The 15,600-nt window shown below is 48.4% G+C and carries 12 protein-coding genes and 1 tRNA gene; 6 read left to right on the top strand and 7 right to left on the bottom strand.

Annotation, left to right across the window (positions count from 1 at the left end):
- Window positions 1-57: 57 nt before the first annotated feature.
- Window positions 58-129, bottom strand: a tRNA-Thr gene (locus NLX78_RS14435).
- Between the two features lie 73 nt (window positions 130-202).
- Window positions 203-550, bottom strand: coding sequence for an MTH1187 family thiamine-binding protein (locus NLX78_RS14430; protein ID WP_254350762.1), 348 nt, complete (start codon window positions 548-550; stop codon window positions 203-205).
- Between the two features lie 525 nt (window positions 551-1,075).
- Between NLX78_RS14430 and NLX78_RS14425 the strand changes: the two genes are divergently transcribed.
- The 3 genes from NLX78_RS14425 to NLX78_RS14415 all read left to right on the top strand — a co-directional run bounded on the left by NLX78_RS14425 (window position 1,076) and on the right by NLX78_RS14415 (window position 6,379).
- On the top strand, window positions 1,076-3,409 hold the full coding sequence (locus NLX78_RS14425; protein ID WP_254350761.1) for a ribonucleoside-diphosphate reductase subunit alpha: 2,334 nt from the start codon (window positions 1,076-1,078) through the stop codon (window positions 3,407-3,409).
- Window positions 3,410-3,429: 20 nt separating this feature from the next.
- Window positions 3,430-4,461 carry a ribonucleotide-diphosphate reductase subunit beta gene (locus NLX78_RS14420; protein WP_023986750.1) on the top strand — a complete coding sequence of 344 codons (1,032 nt, stop codon included), beginning with the start codon at window positions 3,430-3,432 and terminating at the stop codon, window positions 4,459-4,461.
- 166 nt (window positions 4,462-4,627) lie between these two features.
- Entirely contained in the window at window positions 4,628-6,379 is a 1,752-nt protein-coding gene (locus NLX78_RS14415) for a methyl-accepting chemotaxis protein (protein WP_254350760.1), read from the top strand.
- 183 nt (window positions 6,380-6,562) lie between these two features.
- Here the strand turns inward: NLX78_RS14415 and NLX78_RS14410 are convergent, their stop codons facing one another.
- On the bottom strand, window positions 6,563-7,399 hold the full coding sequence (locus NLX78_RS14410; RefSeq protein ID WP_254350759.1) for an HAD hydrolase-like protein: 837 nt from the start codon (window positions 7,397-7,399) through the stop codon (window positions 6,563-6,565).
- Between the two features lie 170 nt (window positions 7,400-7,569).
- On the opposite strand from NLX78_RS14410, the gene NLX78_RS14405 reads away from it, so the two are divergent.
- Complete coding sequence (locus NLX78_RS14405) at window positions 7,570-8,064, top strand: hypothetical protein (RefSeq protein ID WP_134903081.1); 495 nt, start codon at window positions 7,570-7,572, stop codon at window positions 8,062-8,064.
- Here NLX78_RS14405 and NLX78_RS14400 read toward each other — a convergent pair.
- Together NLX78_RS14400 and NLX78_RS14395 are read right to left on the bottom strand one after the other, a co-directional pair.
- On the bottom strand, window positions 8,048-9,703 hold the full coding sequence (locus NLX78_RS14400; protein ID WP_254350758.1) for an NAD(P)H-hydrate dehydratase: 1,656 nt from the start codon (window positions 9,701-9,703) through the stop codon (window positions 8,048-8,050). The genes NLX78_RS14405 and NLX78_RS14400 overlap by 17 nt on opposite strands.
- A gap of 32 nt (window positions 9,704-9,735) precedes the next feature.
- A complete protein-coding gene (locus NLX78_RS14395) occupies window positions 9,736-10,368 on the bottom strand; it encodes an NAD(P)-dependent oxidoreductase (RefSeq protein WP_061831169.1) in 633 nt (210 codons plus the stop codon).
- 404 nt (window positions 10,369-10,772) lie between these two features.
- Between NLX78_RS14395 and NLX78_RS14390 the strand changes: the two genes are divergently transcribed.
- Window positions 10,773-11,738 (top strand): hypothetical protein, encoded by a 966-nt coding sequence (locus tag NLX78_RS14390; RefSeq protein WP_250267296.1) that lies wholly within the window; start codon window positions 10,773-10,775, stop codon window positions 11,736-11,738.
- 273 nt (window positions 11,739-12,011) lie between these two features.
- Window positions 12,012-12,968 carry an ArsR/SmtB family transcription factor gene (locus NLX78_RS14385; RefSeq protein WP_061831167.1) on the top strand — a complete coding sequence of 319 codons (957 nt, stop codon included), beginning with the start codon at window positions 12,012-12,014 and terminating at the stop codon, window positions 12,966-12,968.
- A 120-nt stretch (window positions 12,969-13,088) separates the two neighbouring features.
- Here NLX78_RS14385 and NLX78_RS14380 read toward each other — a convergent pair whose 3' ends face one another.
- Both NLX78_RS14380 and NLX78_RS14375 read right to left on the bottom strand, forming a co-directional pair.
- Window positions 13,089-14,141, bottom strand: coding sequence for a lactonase family protein (locus NLX78_RS14380; RefSeq protein WP_061831166.1), 1,053 nt, complete (start codon window positions 14,139-14,141; stop codon window positions 13,089-13,091).
- Window positions 14,142-14,362: 221 nt separating this feature from the next.
- Window positions 14,363-15,565, bottom strand: coding sequence for an MFS transporter (locus tag NLX78_RS14375; RefSeq protein WP_061831165.1), 1,203 nt, complete (start codon window positions 15,563-15,565; stop codon window positions 14,363-14,365).
- Between the last annotated feature and the right edge of the window lie 35 nt (window positions 15,566-15,600).

The following is a 15,600-nucleotide window of genomic DNA, read 5'->3' as shown; positions in this document are numbered from 1 at the left end:
AAAAAAGCGCGACCTCCAAAAAGCTTGGAAGCCGCGCTGTGCTTGAGTTTCATAGAATGCTGGTGAAGGGAATTGAACCCCCGGCCTACGCATTACGAGTGCGTTGCTCTACCCCTGAGCTACACCAGCAGGTCAGTGTAACTGACAACAAAAACTATTATACTCTTAGTTACATAAAAATCAATCACTTACATCAACTTTTTCAACTAGGATTTGGGGTTAATTCGGTAACATTTCCTGTCGCAGTGCCAGATAGTTTCTCTGCGACGGAACGGAGCTTTTGGTGACTGGAGGAAGGCTTGTCACGGCGATCATCAATTTTAACCGAGGTGGAAACACGCTTGGCTCCAGACAGGAATGGCGCTTCGTGCAGCGCAGCAATGGCGGTGAACACATCGTCCAACGAACCTTCAATAATCGTACTCATGGAGGTAAGCTCATAGGTAATTCCTTTTTGCGTCTTCAACACTTTTTGCATCTGGGCAACGTAGTCGCTCAGGCTTGTACTCCCCGTTCCAATCGGGATCACTGTCACTTCTGCAATAGCCATCGCCAAGTTCCTCCTTTAATTTAAAATCGTCGCTTCTTTAAAAATCTAACATCTCAGTCCGATAGAGCGAGCAACCTTATTTCACAAAAATAGTTCATATGTATGCTGCTTGTTTCTGTAGGAAACACTCTATCATTCATTGTACCGTTCAAACTGCCTCAATTCAAATACAGCCCGCGACTTCTCTGCATATTTTGATTTTCCATTCCTTTTCCTTTACGTATGGCTTCGAATGTTGCTATAATACTCCTTGCACTTATTTGAAATTTTAAGTTTATATACACAATATGTTGGGTTAAATATTCATAACACGTCTAAATATAGTGATGTAGCCGATAAATCGTACGGGAACCATCTTTTCCCCCTTCATTGGCAGGTGCATCGCTATTTCTATGTTATTGGATTACATACAGCCCCCAAATGCTGTCTGACCATCGCTTTTTTCGCCATTATCTTCTCATCATGATCATTTTCATGCCTATTCCCAAGTATGATTCCAAATCAGGAAAGCGAGGAATTAATCCTATGCCACAACTCGTAACCAAACCAAACAATCGCCAGTTGGCTTTTGATGAAATACGCATTTCCGTATATGCCGACCGTGTACTCAGCGGGCTGGACAAGCTGGATAAAGATCGTCTCATTCGTGGTGTAACTAGCAAACTGCGCCGGGACGAAGTCACGGGGGATGACATCAGCAACGCGTTTGCGATGGGTGCCCTTGAATTGGTTAGTAAGGAAGAACCGGACTGGAAATTTGCCGCTGCGCGTGCTTTGCTCACTTCCTTGTATAAAAAAGCGGCCACTCACCGCCGTTATAAATCCTATGCGGACGAGCCTTACGGTGCTTTTTATCCACTGATCACGGATTTGGTCCAAAAAGGAATTTACCGTCAAGAACTGCTCGACTACTATACCAAGGAGCAGATTGATGAGTTGGGTGATTCCATATTGCCGAAAAATGATCTGTTGTTCGATTATATCGGGCTGCTAACGCTGTCTGAGCGCTATTTGGCCAATGATTTTGACGGACGCGTAATGGAACTGCCGCAGGAACGCTACATGATCATCGCGATGTACCTGATGCACCAAGAGCCTGCCGACAAGCGGATGGATTTGGTCAAGGAAGCATACTGGGCGATGAGCAACATGTACATGACAGCAGCTACACCAACCATGTCCAATGCCGGAAAAAAGGTGGCCGGACAGCTCTCCAGCTGCTTTATTGACACCGTAGACGACTCGTTGGAAGGCATTTTCGACTCCAATACGGATGTAGCCCGTCTTAGCAAAATGGGCGGCGGCATCGGCGTATACCTTGGTAAAGTACGGGCGCGTGGCTCCGATATCCGCGGACATAAAAATACAAGTTCCGGCGTCATTCCGTGGATTCGCCAGTTGAACAATACAGCTGTTAGCGTCGACCAATTGGGTACTCGCAAAGGTGCAATTGCCGTATATCTGGACGTATTCCATAAGGACATCCTCGCGTTTCTTGACCTGAAGCTGAACAACGGTGACGAGCGGATGCGTGCACATGACGTGTTCCATGGCGTATGTCTGCCTGATCTGTTCATGGAGCGGGTCGAAGCACGGGGTGAATGGAATCTGTTCTGTCCGCATGAAGTGAAGAAGGTGATGGGCTGGAAAGATGACAACGGTCGTCCACTGGGCCTGGAAGATTTCTATGATGAAACCTTCGGTTCAGGTACCTTCCGCGAGAAGTATGAGGAGGCGTCACAGCATCCCATTCTCTCTCGTATTACAGTGCCTGCCATCGACATTATGAAGCGCCTGATGAAGTCACAACTGGAAACAGGTACACCGTACATGTTCTACCGTGATACGGTAAACCGGGCGAACCCGAACCGCGCCCATGGTATGGTATATTCCTCCAACCTGTGTACGGAAATTATGCAAAACCAATCTGCAACTGTAGTAGAAAAAGAAGAATTGGTCACCAAGGACGGACAAACACGCATCGTTATTTCCAAAATTCCTGGCGACTTTGTGGTGTGCAACCTGAACTCCATTCATCTGGCTCGTGCGGTTCCGGCAGGTGTGCTGGATCGCCTCGTACCGATTCAGGTACGTATGCTGGATAATGTTATTGATATCAACAACATTGAAGTACTGCAAGCACAATATACGAACAGCCAATATCGCGCTGTCGGTCTGGGTACATTCGGACTGCATCATCTACTCGCACTGGAAGGTATCCGTTGGGAATCCGATGAAGCGGTAACCTATAACGATCATTTGTATGAAAAAATTAACTACCTGGCCGTCAAATCCAGCATGGAGCTAGCGAAAGAAAAAGGCCGTTATGCCAAATTCGAGGGCTCTGACTGGTCTACCGGGCACTATTTCACTTCCCGTGGCTATACAGACGGTACACGCGAAGGCAAATTTGTCACTACCTCCGAGTGGAGTGAGCTTGCAGAAGAAGTCCAACAAAACGGTGTCCGCAACGCATGGCTGTTCGCCATCGCGCCTAACGGTTCCACGTCTATTATTGCAGGCTCTACCGCCAGCATTGATCCATTGTATGAGCTGCTTTCCTATGAAGAGAAAACAACTTACAAGATTGCTAACCCTGCACCGGACTTGAACGAAAAAACCATCTGGTACTACAAGACGGCTTTCTTGCTGGATCAACACGCTTCGATCAACATGGCTTCTGCACGTCAGCGTCATATTGACCAGGGCCAAAGCTTTAACCTGTATGTACGGCCTGATATTAAAGCAACTGAATTTTTAGAGCTGCACATCCATGCCTGGAAATCAGGTATGAAATCGACCTATTATGTACGCAGCCGCGCACTGACGATTGAAGAATGTGATAGCTGCGCATCCTAAATTAAAGGAGAGAAGCTCTCATGCAGTTACAGAAGATTTTTAACACGGAAGCGCCAAATCGCTCTACCCGTATTATTGAAGGCGAAAGCTCCGGTATTTTGAATTGGAACGATATTCGAATGCCGCATATGTATAAACTGTATAAAGTGCTGCTGCTGAATCACTGGATTCCAGATGAAATCCCGATGTCCAAAGACGCGTCCCAGTTCCCTGTGCTGGATGCCGAAGAACAGCGCACCTTCAAAATTAACATCGGCCTGCTGGCTGTACTGGATTCGATGCAAACCATGTTTGTCGGGGATGTAAAACGCTATTTTACCGACTCTTCACTGGAAGCTATTTCAGCGATTATCGGGCAGCAGGAAGTGGTGCATAACCAGTCCTATTCCTACGTTCTGTCTTCTTTGGTGTCCGATCAGGAACAGAAGGAAATTTTTGAATACTGGAAAAACGATCCTGTCCTGCTGGAGCGTAACACATTCATCTCGGATATTTACCAGGAGTTCCGCGATGAGCAGAACCCGCAAACCTTTTTCCAAGCGATGGTAGCCGATTTGATTCTGGAAGGCATTTTCTTTTACAGTACATTTGCTTTCTTCTACAATTTGGCCCGTGATCAGAAAATGATGGCAACCAGCCAAATGATCTCGTATATTCAGCGTGATGAAAATCAGCATTGCTACTTTTTTGCTGAAGTGTTCAAGCAGCTATTGTCTGACTTCCCTGAGCTGAACACCAAGGAAAATACGGACTATGTCTATCGTATGATTAACCGCGCTGTGGAGCTGGAAACGAATTGGGCGCATTATACGCTCAAAGAGGTTCGCGGCATCGACTTGAACGAGCTGAGCGATTATATCAAATACATGGCAAATATGCGCCTGAGATTGCTTGGTATGGACAAAGCGTACGAAGGCGTAGATGTAAACTGTATGCCTTGGATTAAACCATTCTCAGACGAAGCGCTGAATGCGACAAAAACGGACTTTTTTGAAGCAAAATCACGCAATTATGGCAAGGTCGGAGATGACAACGGATTTGACGATTTGTAAGTCAATAAGATACAGCCTTAACTCGGTACTTACCGGGCTAAGGCTTTTTTCATGAGAATTTACACAAGTACGCAAAAAAATCATGAAACATCTGAATAACTATTCATATTTTCCTATTTGTACACGATATATATGAAGGTAAAAAAAACATAGTAAGGAGCATATTATGAAAAGCAGCGTTAAAAAAAGAATGGGATTACAATCCAAACTCTACTTCATCTTGCTCATTCCTTTAATAGTGATTGGCGTCATTGTTCTGTGGACGACCAATCAATCCATCCAGAATGCTTCTCTATCAACCATGCAGCTAAACAATGAAACGCTGGCAAAGAACACGGCCCAGTTATTGGACAAATCTGCAGTCAAGAGCTTAAATACTGATTCATCTGAGCAAAGCAGCGAGTATAAACAGCTTCGGAACGAGTTAAATACGCTCAGGCTGCAAACTGGAATCCTGTACATCTATATGTACAACCGTGTGGGCAATGAGTGGAAAATTACGGTGGATGGAGCCGCATGGGACGACAAAGACTACAGTCCATTCGGAACTCCTGTAAGTTTTACCCTTAAAGAAACGGAAGAGAAATTGAAACAAGGGGAAACAGTGACTACAGATATTACAACGGACCCTGAGTGGGGGACGATGTTTTCCTCCTTTACTCCCATTAAGGATACAGATGGAACCATCATTGGTTATTTGGGAATCGATAGATCCCTGTCCTCTGTGACTGAAGTATACGAACATACCTTGCCCGAGGCCTACCGATTAGTTATCCCTGTTATCTCTATCATTCTGATCATCTCCATTGCGGCTATGATGCTGGTAACCCGGCGTATACTGCGTCAGGTGAGATTTATTAAAAATACACTGGAGCAAGTAGCCGACGGCAACCTTACGGTTACATCGTCGCAAGTAACATATGATCAGTTAGGCGAAATTAGCAAATTGACAAACAAAATGGTGGAAGCCATGTCCAATATAATTGTAGATATTCAAAGCAGTTCTAGCACACTCCAGCATGCATCAGAGAATATCGTCGTGACAACGGAGGGGACACTCCACCAAACTGAGGAACTGTCCCGCACACTCCAGCAAATTGCCGATGTCTCTATTAACCAAGCGGATCAAGCAGTGGAATCGGTTCAACAATCTGACCGATTAGGAAAAACGCTGGATGAAGTCGGAAGCCATGTGCAACAATTTACGGATACGGCCCATCATCTCAATGAGGTTCGTAATCAGGTAGCCAGTGAGCATGAACTGTTATTAGAAAAAGGACGAGAAAGTGCCCTGCGTATCAAGCAGATGCAGCGTATGTCACACGCATTAACCGAAAAATCGCGCGAGGCGGCTAACATCGGTCAGCAAGTACAGGGCATCGTAAAGCAGACGCAGATTTTGTCCTTTAATGCATCTATTGAAGCCTCACGTGCAGGCGAAGCTGGCAAGGGTTTTTCTGTGGTCGCTCATGAAATGGGACAACTTGCACAGCAATCTGCCATATCGATTCGGGAAATCGATGAAATCTTAAGAAGCTTTGTTGAGCAAATTGAGCAAATGGGTGATCAATTTGATGAAAACATAAAGACCGTCAATGAACAAGAAACCCAAATTTCGGTATGTCTACAGTCTGTTGACAAAGTCACCCAGGTTTCACAGGAAGTTCAGGAGTTAGCCGCACATCTAGCTCAATTGACGGCAGAGATGCAAGAGGTACGTCACAGCGTAGATCAACATTTAAATCACACAGCCAGCGCGGCACAGCAGACTGCCGGAATGACAGAAGATGTATCAGCAAGCGCCCAGAAGCAGGCCCTAGCGGTAAAAGAACTATCCGAAGTAGCCCGCAATCTCACCACACTATCAAACAATCTGCAGCGTCATGCCGACCAGTTCCAGGTAAAAAACGCTGAATAGTGAATATTATGTTGGATTCGATTCAACTAAACGAAAAGAAGTAAACTAAAATGGAGCATCGCTAAAGTAGCGAATGCTCCATTTTTATGTTTTGAAAGCCAAGCAGAGTTCACCTTTATCCGAGTAGGTGCATACATATAACCTAGAAGTGTGTATTCAAGCACTTCAGAACCATACCCGTTCTTATGATGGAGGTAGCGCCGCTGTTTTCACCTGTTTCGTATAAGAAGGATAGCCTCCCGTATGCTGGAGCATTTCGATTTCACGCAAAATACGCGGCAAGTCAGCGACCGAGTTCATCACGATGTGGGCTCCTGCCCTTTTCAAACCATATACACTCTGTCTGCGCCGTTCCTCAGCCACTCTGTCGTTCGCTTCATGGCTGGTCGTTTGAGCTGCGGTCGTCACGCTTTCGTTATGGTTCAAGACACCAATCGTCCATACACCGGCGTTCCGTCCCTCTTGCATATCCGCTGCTGTATCTCCTACTTTCACAATATCGCTCAGCGGAAATACCTGCAAGCGATGTGCAATTTCATAGATCATCCACGGATATGGCCTCCCCTGCGAAACTTCACAAGGGGCTACCATACAATCCAGCGTATAGGGTGACTGTGCAGGCGTAAATACGTGACTGAGCATCTCCATCGGACAGGATGCAGTGGCACCTGACTGAATACGACGATCCTGCAACTCCTGCAGCGCCCTGTCTATACCGATAGCAGGCTCAGCCCCTTGGATCAAGGAGCGGAGAACAGGGACAAGCTCGAGATAAATATGCTCAATATCCACTCTGCCAGGATGCGCACCAAAGCACTCCAGCCATTTTTTCCGAACCTCTGAAAGTCCCAGCACATTCGCAATATGATCCCGGATCGGCATTCCTCGCCCATGAGATACCTGTTCTTCAGTTACCTGTATACCTTTCCATCTGAAAATGTCACGCATTCCCTGGGTTAAGCCTCGTCCTCCGGGGTCTAACAATGTACTTTCGAGATTAAAAATAACCGCCTGTATCATGCAATCCCCGCCTTTCCGTACCGCGGCTATCCGCAATCTTTATTTTGCTTAGGAACATGATACACAGCTAACGTAAACTGAAATGTCGTAAACGGTAAGCGGATTGTAATTGAAAATAAATTCCTTGATTGGTTGTGAATACCGAGTGTGATAAGAGGAGGAGTCGTAACATGAGACAGCCTTGGAATGAATTTAATTCCAAAATGCCTTGGCGGATGGAGCTTGGTTGTTATGCGCTGAATAAACTGGCCTGTGGAGGATTAGTTTTTGGTCTCTTATGGATCTACTGCTATCTGACAGAGGAAATAACAGGGATTCCTCTGACTATAGCAGGTAATAGTGGTGAACTGACCGCGCAGCTGTGGGCCTATGGTTTTGCCCTTCCTGCCGCTCTTGCCGCTGATGCGCTACGCGATCTTTTACCCTGGCTTCGCAAGCCCGAGCAGCTCACCCTATACCTCGCTGCAGGATTCAGTGTCTTTCTCCTACTAGGTTCTTTGATGTCGCCTGCCGGAACGGGCATTTTATGGAGCAACGGCATAGCAGGTGCAGGGATTACACTGCTGTATTATGGAGGAAGGCACTGGCTGAACCGTGAATATGGATTACAGATCATGCTGGCCTTCCTCCTGCCACTGCTGCTATGGCCTATAGGGCTTCAATAATGTCGCCTGCGATCACAGAGGCAGGATACTGGCGATGACGTGCGGCTGTTTCTCCAGCCGCACCATGCAGATACACGCCAAATGCTGCTGCCTGCGAAGCATTCAAGCCCTGAGCCAGCAAACCTGCGATGATGCCTGTTAGCACATCGCCCGCACCGCCTGTCGCCATCCCCGCATGGCCTGTGGTATTGACGTAGGCCGTTCCGTCAGGACAAGCGATGACGGTACGCGCTCCTTTGAGCACCAGCGTGACCCCACGTTTCCGGGCGTACTCCCGGGCATGGGTGATGCGGTCACGCTGCACCTCTGCTGTCGGTATGCCCAGCAGACGAGCCATTTCACCGGGGTGCGGCGTCAGTACGACCGCCGCACTTCTCGGCTTCCAAGCCTCCAGCTCAGGCCCCGCCGAGGCGAGGATGTTCAAGGCGTCCGCATCAAGCACGAGCGGACCGCCGTATTCCTCCCACAGGCGGCGTAGCCAGCCGGTGTCCCCTGCAAAGCGGCCGAGGCCGGGGCCGACGGCCAGTACATCACGTGCCTGCGCGAGCTGTAGCAGCTCGTCTGCGGAGTCGGCATTCCATTCGCCGTCTCCGCCTGCTGCGGCGGCAGCGAGCATCAGTTCCGGCGCGGCGCCAATGACGCGCGGCAACAACGCCTCGGGCACCGCCCACGTGACAAGGCCGCTACCGATGCGCAGGGCTGCACGTGCGGCCAGCAAGCCCGCGCCGCTCATGCGCAGGCTTCCGGCCGCGACGAGAACATGGCCGTAGGTGCCCTTGTGCCCGTCCGGCACTCGGCTGCGACTTACATCCACGTCCAGCGCAGCGCGCAGCGTGTCACGGGTCAAGAGCCGCAGCTGCACGCCGCACTCACGGGCAAGGCCGGGTGGAATACCGATGTAGCGCACCACCACATCGCCTGCGGTCCCGGCGCCCGGATATTGGACGAGCCCACGCTTCAAGTAGGCGAGGCATACGGTGACGCGCGCACGAATGCACGGCTCGTGCAGCGCACCCGTGTCGGCGTCGAGGCCGCTAGGCACGTCTACCGACACGAGCGGCGCGCCGCTGGCATTAGCCTCGCGGATCAGCGAGGCGTAGGGTTCGCGCGGCGGACCTTGCGTGCCCGTGCCCAGCAGGGCATCGACGATGCCGGAGGCGCCGCGCAGGTCGAGGGTATCCCGGCCATAGAGGATTACCGGGATACCCAGAGCCGCGATGATATCGCGTTGCGCAGCCGCTTCATCGCGTAGCGTGTCTGGCGGCTCGACGTACACAACGGTGACGCGTAGCCCTGCATCCGTTAGATGGCGGGCTGCCACCAGTCCGTCACCACCGTTGTTGCCTTTGCCTACGAGGATATACCAGTGTTCTCGTTCCCGTAAGTCATGTCGTCCTTGACTCCACGTCTCTGTCCGTATAACACCGCCATGTCCCGGTATATCCCCCGGACCTGTGTGTGTAACCTCTACTGGGAAGCCGCCGCCATTGCTCTTCCCACTTCTTTCGGCACATAGCTTCAACACCTCGTCAGCTACCGCGCGCCCGGCATTTTCCATCAAGGTAAGGGCCGGAATACCCAGCTTGTCAATTGTATAGCGATCCAATTCTCGCATTTCTTCGGCGGTCACCATATACATGCTTTTCGCCTCCCGTATGGCTTCCCTGCTTATTAATATCCAACCGTAAAACGGGAATTGACAAATTCCCCTTCTACTAACTCATCAATCAGGGCTACCGCATAATCTTCGACCGAGATACGGCTATGGCCTAATTCGTCAACCACCAAATGATCCAAACCAATACGGAACTGTCCTGTACGTTTTCCCAATTCAATTATTCCGGCAGGACTACAATAGGTCCAGTCTACATCCGCAGCGCGGTACAGCTCCAGTGCATCTGCATGGGCAGCCGCCAGTGGCTTCACTTCCTCCGGAAACTCGGCGGTATCCATGAGGCGTTCACCGTTTTCTGTTTTCAGACTTCCCGCTCCGCCAACGACAAGTATGCGCTCCGCGCCGGAACGCCGAGTTCCTTCCAGCAAAGAACGAGTCGCTTCGAGCAGTTCTTCCTCTTCTCCAAACTTGGGACCGTATGCGCTAATGATAGCATCGTGCCCTTTGGCCACATCCGTAACGGAATTCGGATTTAGAATATCCGCTTGAACCACCGTCAAATATTCACTTTGCTCCGTCACACGTTGCGGGTCGCGCACCGCCGCCGTCACTTCATACTTACGCTTGATTGCTTCCTTTACTAACGCTTGGCCAATGGTTCCTGTTGCTCCGAAAATAATAACTTTCATATAAATGTGCCCTCTTCCTGTCTATAATTTACTTACTGTTATTTATCCGTTTTATGTCCAGCTTAAACCCGTAAAGCATGTCAGCTTCCAGTCCCCCCGGCTGTCGCCAGTACATCCCTTCCGACCTCGGACTGACCAATTAGACGCCGAATTGCGCATACAAGCGGTCGACCGGCTTATCCGCGATCAGCGTCACAAAGCTGCCCGTACGGTTGATTCGATGTCTCATAATGTTCTGTTGCAATTTCTACATTTTTATCCATGCCGAATCTCCTCCTGCTTGTAATCTTGTCTATTTTACCAAAAAATACTTCATATATCCTGGTCAAAGGGATACAAGCCCTTGAAATGCCTGTATGGTCTGTGCAATAGTGTAGAAAGAACAATGGAAGGAGGGATTGCGGGTGTCCCCGACGGACTTCGCGGCGTTAGCCGCATATATCTCACCCGGTCTGATTGCCTTCCTGCTGGCGTTGTCTTTGCTGGTATGGCTGTATGTTCACAGTGCAGCCCAGCTTCGAAATTCACGTCAGCAGCGGCTGGAAGAATTACAGGAATCGCTGCGTATCTATGGACGATTAGCTGGTTGTCTCCAAACCGCTACCCAGAACGGGTTCAATAACAGTGAAAAGCAGTACCAGAACGGACTCATCCACGCTCTTCAGGAAGCCAAAGCTGCTCCCTATTTGACCCCTCACCTTCAAGAGCAGGTTCAAGCATCCCTTCGGGAGTGTGACACATTCCGCAGAGAATTGCTTCTCAAATCACTGGAGCGTGAAATGAACAAACTCATCGAGGAACGGCGTCTTGTTCTGCTGGAATCTCATGCTCCGGGCTGGGGAACAGCATTGTGGAAGCTATTGCGCCCAGCAGCTGGTCCGTTGGCGCTGGCAGGAATCGTCTGGTTGGTCACAAGGCTGGTTATGGAACTGATAGCCTCCAGCCATGTCGATGTTAGTCTGCCCGATACTGCACAATCTGCCTCATGGCTCATAGGGTGTGCATGGATGAGGTTCGTTTCCGGCTTGATCGCCCTATTGTATGTTTACCGGCTGATGACCCTACGTAGGCAAAATGATCTGGACGTGACGGCATCCCATTTTCCAACAAGCCTGTTGTGCTTAGTGATCGCCGCTGTCGCTCTGTTTCAATGGATCGGACCGGAAGCATCTCCCTACATACTGGCTGTTCAGCTTGTGCTGTTTTTGATTGGCTTCCGACTTACCCGAGGCCGCTCGCGCAGTGATCGTCCTTATGTTGGTCATCCCGGCTTGATCAAGGCAGATGCTTCTCAACATCAGGATTTACACGCAGCAGATAAAGATAAAACGGCTGACTCTTCTTTGGCAGAAGAACATATTCGGTCCTAAACACCAATGGCACAGGATTCTATTCCCGTATCCACCCTGCAAATCACATACCATCACAGGACATCCCAACAACAAAGAAGGAGATTATGGGGTGTCCTGTTTTTTGAACAATTTTTGGCTTTTTGAGGGGTTAGGCTTGTGCCAGTGATCAAGGAAAGGGTATATTGTTTATATAAATGTAAATCATATCGTTTTTTATGTATGAATATTGAAAAAAATCCATATATGTTAAACTACCATCAATTTATGATGTGCGTTAGAATTGGAGGAACTATGCAACTGGACATTTCTGAAAAATCACTTCCCGTTTATGAAGCGCTGGCCAGTGAGGTTCGGCTAAACATGATTGTTCTGCTTGCGGAGAAGCCTATGAATATACGTGAGCTGGCGGAAGCGTTGGGGCTCAGCAGTGCGATTATGACGATGCATGTCAAGAAACTGGAGAGAGCGTCCATTATTTCGACCAAAATGCTGCCTGGGCGAGGCGGAGTACAGAAAGTGTGCTCACTGGCTACAGACAAAATTGAAATCGCCATGCCACGCTACCAGCAGGATGTACGACAATTCCATCAGACGGAGATTTCTGTGGGACACTTTACAGATTTTGAAATACAGGCGACCTGCGGACTGGCTACCGTCGAAAAGATCATTGGTGAATTCGATGAGCCTCGTTCGTTCTTGGACCCTGAGCGCTTCAATTCCAAAATTCTGTGGTTCAGCCAAGGATATATGGATTATAAGGTGCCGAATTTCCTACTGTCCAGTCAAAAAGCTGAGGAACTGGAAATTTCGATGGAACTATCATCCGAGGCCCCTTTTACCAATGATAATTGGCCTTCAGATATCACTTTTTTCCTAAATGATGTGAATTTGGGTACATGGACCAGCCCAGGGGATTTCGGGGATAACCGGGGTAAATACACACCTGCATGGTGGCCTGATTTTATCAATCAATATGGTCTCCTTAAAAGACTTCGCGTTACCTCAGAAGGTACCTTTATGGATGGCAAGCAGATATCCGACGTGACTTTAAGCCAAGTGCTGATTGATCAGAAGCAATGGAAATTCCGTATTGCCATATTGGATGATGCCCAGCATGTTGGAGGGGTTACTCTGTTCGGTACCGGATTTGGTAACTACAATCAGGACATCCTGTTCCGTTTGTACTACAAACATGCAGAAAATCATACCAAAACAGTAACGGTAGAAGCTGGCGATACTAGCAAATAGTTTTTAGGCCACTTCAAGACCTGAACACGGCGTTTTGCCCATACCTTTCATGGGAAACAAAGCGCCGTGTTTTATTTTTTCATCTACTTATATCGTACTCTTTTGCTACATGCTATGCGATTAGCGTATAGGTTCAATACATACAGGTGAAGGAACCTCCAGCACATATCCCGTTCGGGTCAAGCGTCCATCCTCACTATGGATGGCAAAAGATACGATGTTGTTTCCATCCTGATTCGCTACTACCAGATAACCGGACAAGATGTTGAAGTTACGCGGTGTGCTGCCCAAGGTTTCCACCCATTCCACCGTCTTCAGCTTGCCGCTGTCCAGATCGACATGGTATAGCACGATGCTGTCATGGCCGCGGTTTGACACATACAAAAAGCGTCCACAGGGCGTAATCCGAATATCGGCTGCTGTATTTTCTACATTTATAACGCCTTCTGGTAGTGTGGACAGGCTTTGTAACAATGTAAGCTCACCATTACGTTCGTTATAACTAAACACAGCGACTGTATTGTTCAACTCATTGGCGACAAAAGCATATGGACGCGAAGGATGAAAAACCAGATGACGCGGTCCAGAACCAGGTGGCAAATCTGTCTCACGATGGGTCACCAGTTTTCCATCCTCTGTCAAACGGTATACCACAATCTGATCCAGTCCCAGATCACATACCAGGGCATACTGTCCTGAAGGATCTGGAATAATCGAATGCGGATGTGCCGCATCCTGGCGGTCCTGGCGAATACCTGAGCCAGTATGCTGAACTTGCCCCGACATGTCTCCTAATCCTCCAGCTTCCGTCGCAGGGAACACAACGGCATTGCCGCCTGAATAGTTGGAAGCCAGCACATATCGTCCATCGGTTGTTACGGAAACATAGCAAGTATGCGCTCCCTCCGTCCCTTTTCGATCCAAAGGGTGTAATTCCCCCGTCTGGGCATTCACCTGATATGCATACAGCTCGCCTTCTTCTGTTTCACTGGCAGCATACAGCTTCGTCCCATCCGGATGTAGCGCCAGAAAAGAAGGCCTTTCAATTCCTTCCACACCTCCAACCATGCGCAGATCACCATTGTTCACATGCAAAGTACATACATATATTCCTCTTTCCTGACGAGACGCATAAGTTCCTGTATAAAATAACTGCTCATTTCGCTCTTCCATCGGCTCTCATCTCCTTCTAGCTGTTTTTTTACATATTATCTGGCTTTTAGCTCTACTATTTGTCTTGTTGTAAACTCATCATGCATTATTACCCAAGATTCTGTTGTTTCATTAACGTTTCGCGATATATGCAAAAAAATAGCCTCCTTCGGCGCCAACTGTGGTTCACAAGAACGTCACAGTTCACTCCAAAAGAGACTAAGTTTACGAAAAATACAATATTAAACCGCTGTGGTTTGGGTATCTCTGCTATTCCATTTTACAGCCAGCCCCAAACTAAGAATGAGAATGACTGCCCCAAAAATGTATGGCAAATTGATATGCACCTCAAACAATGTACCCGCAAGCGCAGGTCCTAGAATATTACCAATACTCATATAAGCATTGTTCATGCCGGCTGCAACTCCCTGCTCATCCCCCGCCATTTTGGATAAAGCAGTATTAATGGCTGGCCGTAGCAACGACGTAGCGGTAAAGAAGATGAGCGATACCCCGAGTACATAATAAAAGTTGCCGGAGAGCAACATAAGCACAAGGGAAATCGCTGAAAACAGAAAGGAACCGATAATGACGCCTTTTTCGCCAAAACGATTCAACATCGGACTAATGACCACAGCTTGAATCACGGTTCCGACCAGTGCTCCTACCGTAATAATGATAGCAATATCACGCTCATTGTAATGAAACTTGCCCGTCACGAAGAAAGGAAACATCGTTTCAAAATGCGTCAATCCAAAGGTGAGCGTGAATATCATAATCAACAGCATAAAGTAAGGCTTGCGGAAAGAAAGGGCAAACTGTTTAATCACATTGTCCCGTTTGACCTTGACATTCCGAAACTTCAACTGTTTCTCCAGCGACAAGGTTTCGGGCAGCATAATCAAGGAAATCAGTGCAGCTAAGCCCGATACGGCCGCCGAAACATATAAGGGCGTACGAATCGAGATATCTGCCAGCAAGCCGCCCACACCAGGACCGATCACAAAGCCAAGAGACATGGCGGCACCCAACAACCCCATCCCTCTACCGCGATTGTGGACCGTTGTAATGTCAGCAATATAGGCCATCATCGGAGGAATCATAAAAGCTGCCCCTGCACCTCCCAGCAAACGAGAGATATACAGCATGGTTAACGATTCCCCAATCGCAAACAATACAGAAGACGCCGTCATGATTACCAAACCGATAATAATCATTTTTTTACGTCCGTATTTATCGGACCATTCTCCCGCTAGCGGCGAAAACAGGAATTGGGTTAAGCCAAACACGGCAACCAAATAACCACCCGTTTCACCACTGCCTCCCAAGGAGCTCATAAACTTGGGAAGGATCGGAATAATGAGGCCAATCCCCAGCATGGCAATAAACATATTAATCATCAAAATGACCAGCGGCCCCATTTTCAACTGTTGTGAATCTGACATGTAGCGTTTTGTCCTCCTCAGGTTCTTTATTTCGT

This window comes from Paenibacillus sp. Lou8.1 (genome assembly GCF_024213565.1).
GTDB classification, from domain to species: Bacteria; Bacillota; Bacilli; order Paenibacillales; family Paenibacillaceae; genus Paenibacillus; species Paenibacillus polymyxa_B.
The sequence above is the reverse complement of the archived record's forward strand: the minus strand, read 5'-3'. Positions and strand labels throughout refer to the sequence as shown.

What these genes read in the sequence shown, in the direction of transcription:
- NLX78_RS14430 (WP_254350762.1), bottom strand. Translation starts at nt 550, where the DNA reads ATGGCTATTGCAGAAGTGACAGTGATCCCGATTGGAACGGGGAGTACA.
- NLX78_RS14425 (WP_254350761.1), top strand. Translation starts at nt 1,076, where the DNA reads ATGCCACAACTCGTAACCAAACCAAACAATCGCCAGTTGGCTTTTGAT.
- NLX78_RS14420 (WP_023986750.1), top strand. Translation starts at nt 3,430, where the DNA reads ATGCAGTTACAGAAGATTTTTAACACGGAAGCGCCAAATCGCTCTACC.
- NLX78_RS14415 (WP_254350760.1), top strand. Translation starts at nt 4,628, where the DNA reads ATGAAAAGCAGCGTTAAAAAAAGAATGGGATTACAATCCAAACTCTAC.
- NLX78_RS14410 (WP_254350759.1), bottom strand. Translation starts at nt 7,399, where the DNA reads ATGATACAGGCGGTTATTTTTAATCTCGAAAGTACATTGTTAGACCCC.
- NLX78_RS14405 (WP_134903081.1), top strand. Translation starts at nt 7,570, where the DNA reads ATGAGACAGCCTTGGAATGAATTTAATTCCAAAATGCCTTGGCGGATG.
- NLX78_RS14400 (WP_254350758.1), bottom strand. Translation starts at nt 9,703, where the DNA reads ATGTATATGGTGACCGCCGAAGAAATGCGAGAATTGGATCGCTATACA.
- NLX78_RS14395 (WP_061831169.1), bottom strand. Translation starts at nt 10,368, where the DNA reads ATGAAAGTTATTATTTTCGGAGCAACAGGAACCATTGGCCAAGCGTTA.
- NLX78_RS14385 (WP_061831167.1), top strand. Translation starts at nt 12,012, where the DNA reads ATGCAACTGGACATTTCTGAAAAATCACTTCCCGTTTATGAAGCGCTG.
- NLX78_RS14380 (WP_061831166.1), bottom strand. Translation starts at nt 14,141, where the DNA reads ATGGAAGAGCGAAATGAGCAGTTATTTTATACAGGAACTTATGCGTCT.
- NLX78_RS14375 (WP_061831165.1), bottom strand. Translation starts at nt 15,565, where the DNA reads ATGTCAGATTCACAACAGTTGAAAATGGGGCCGCTGGTCATTTTGATG.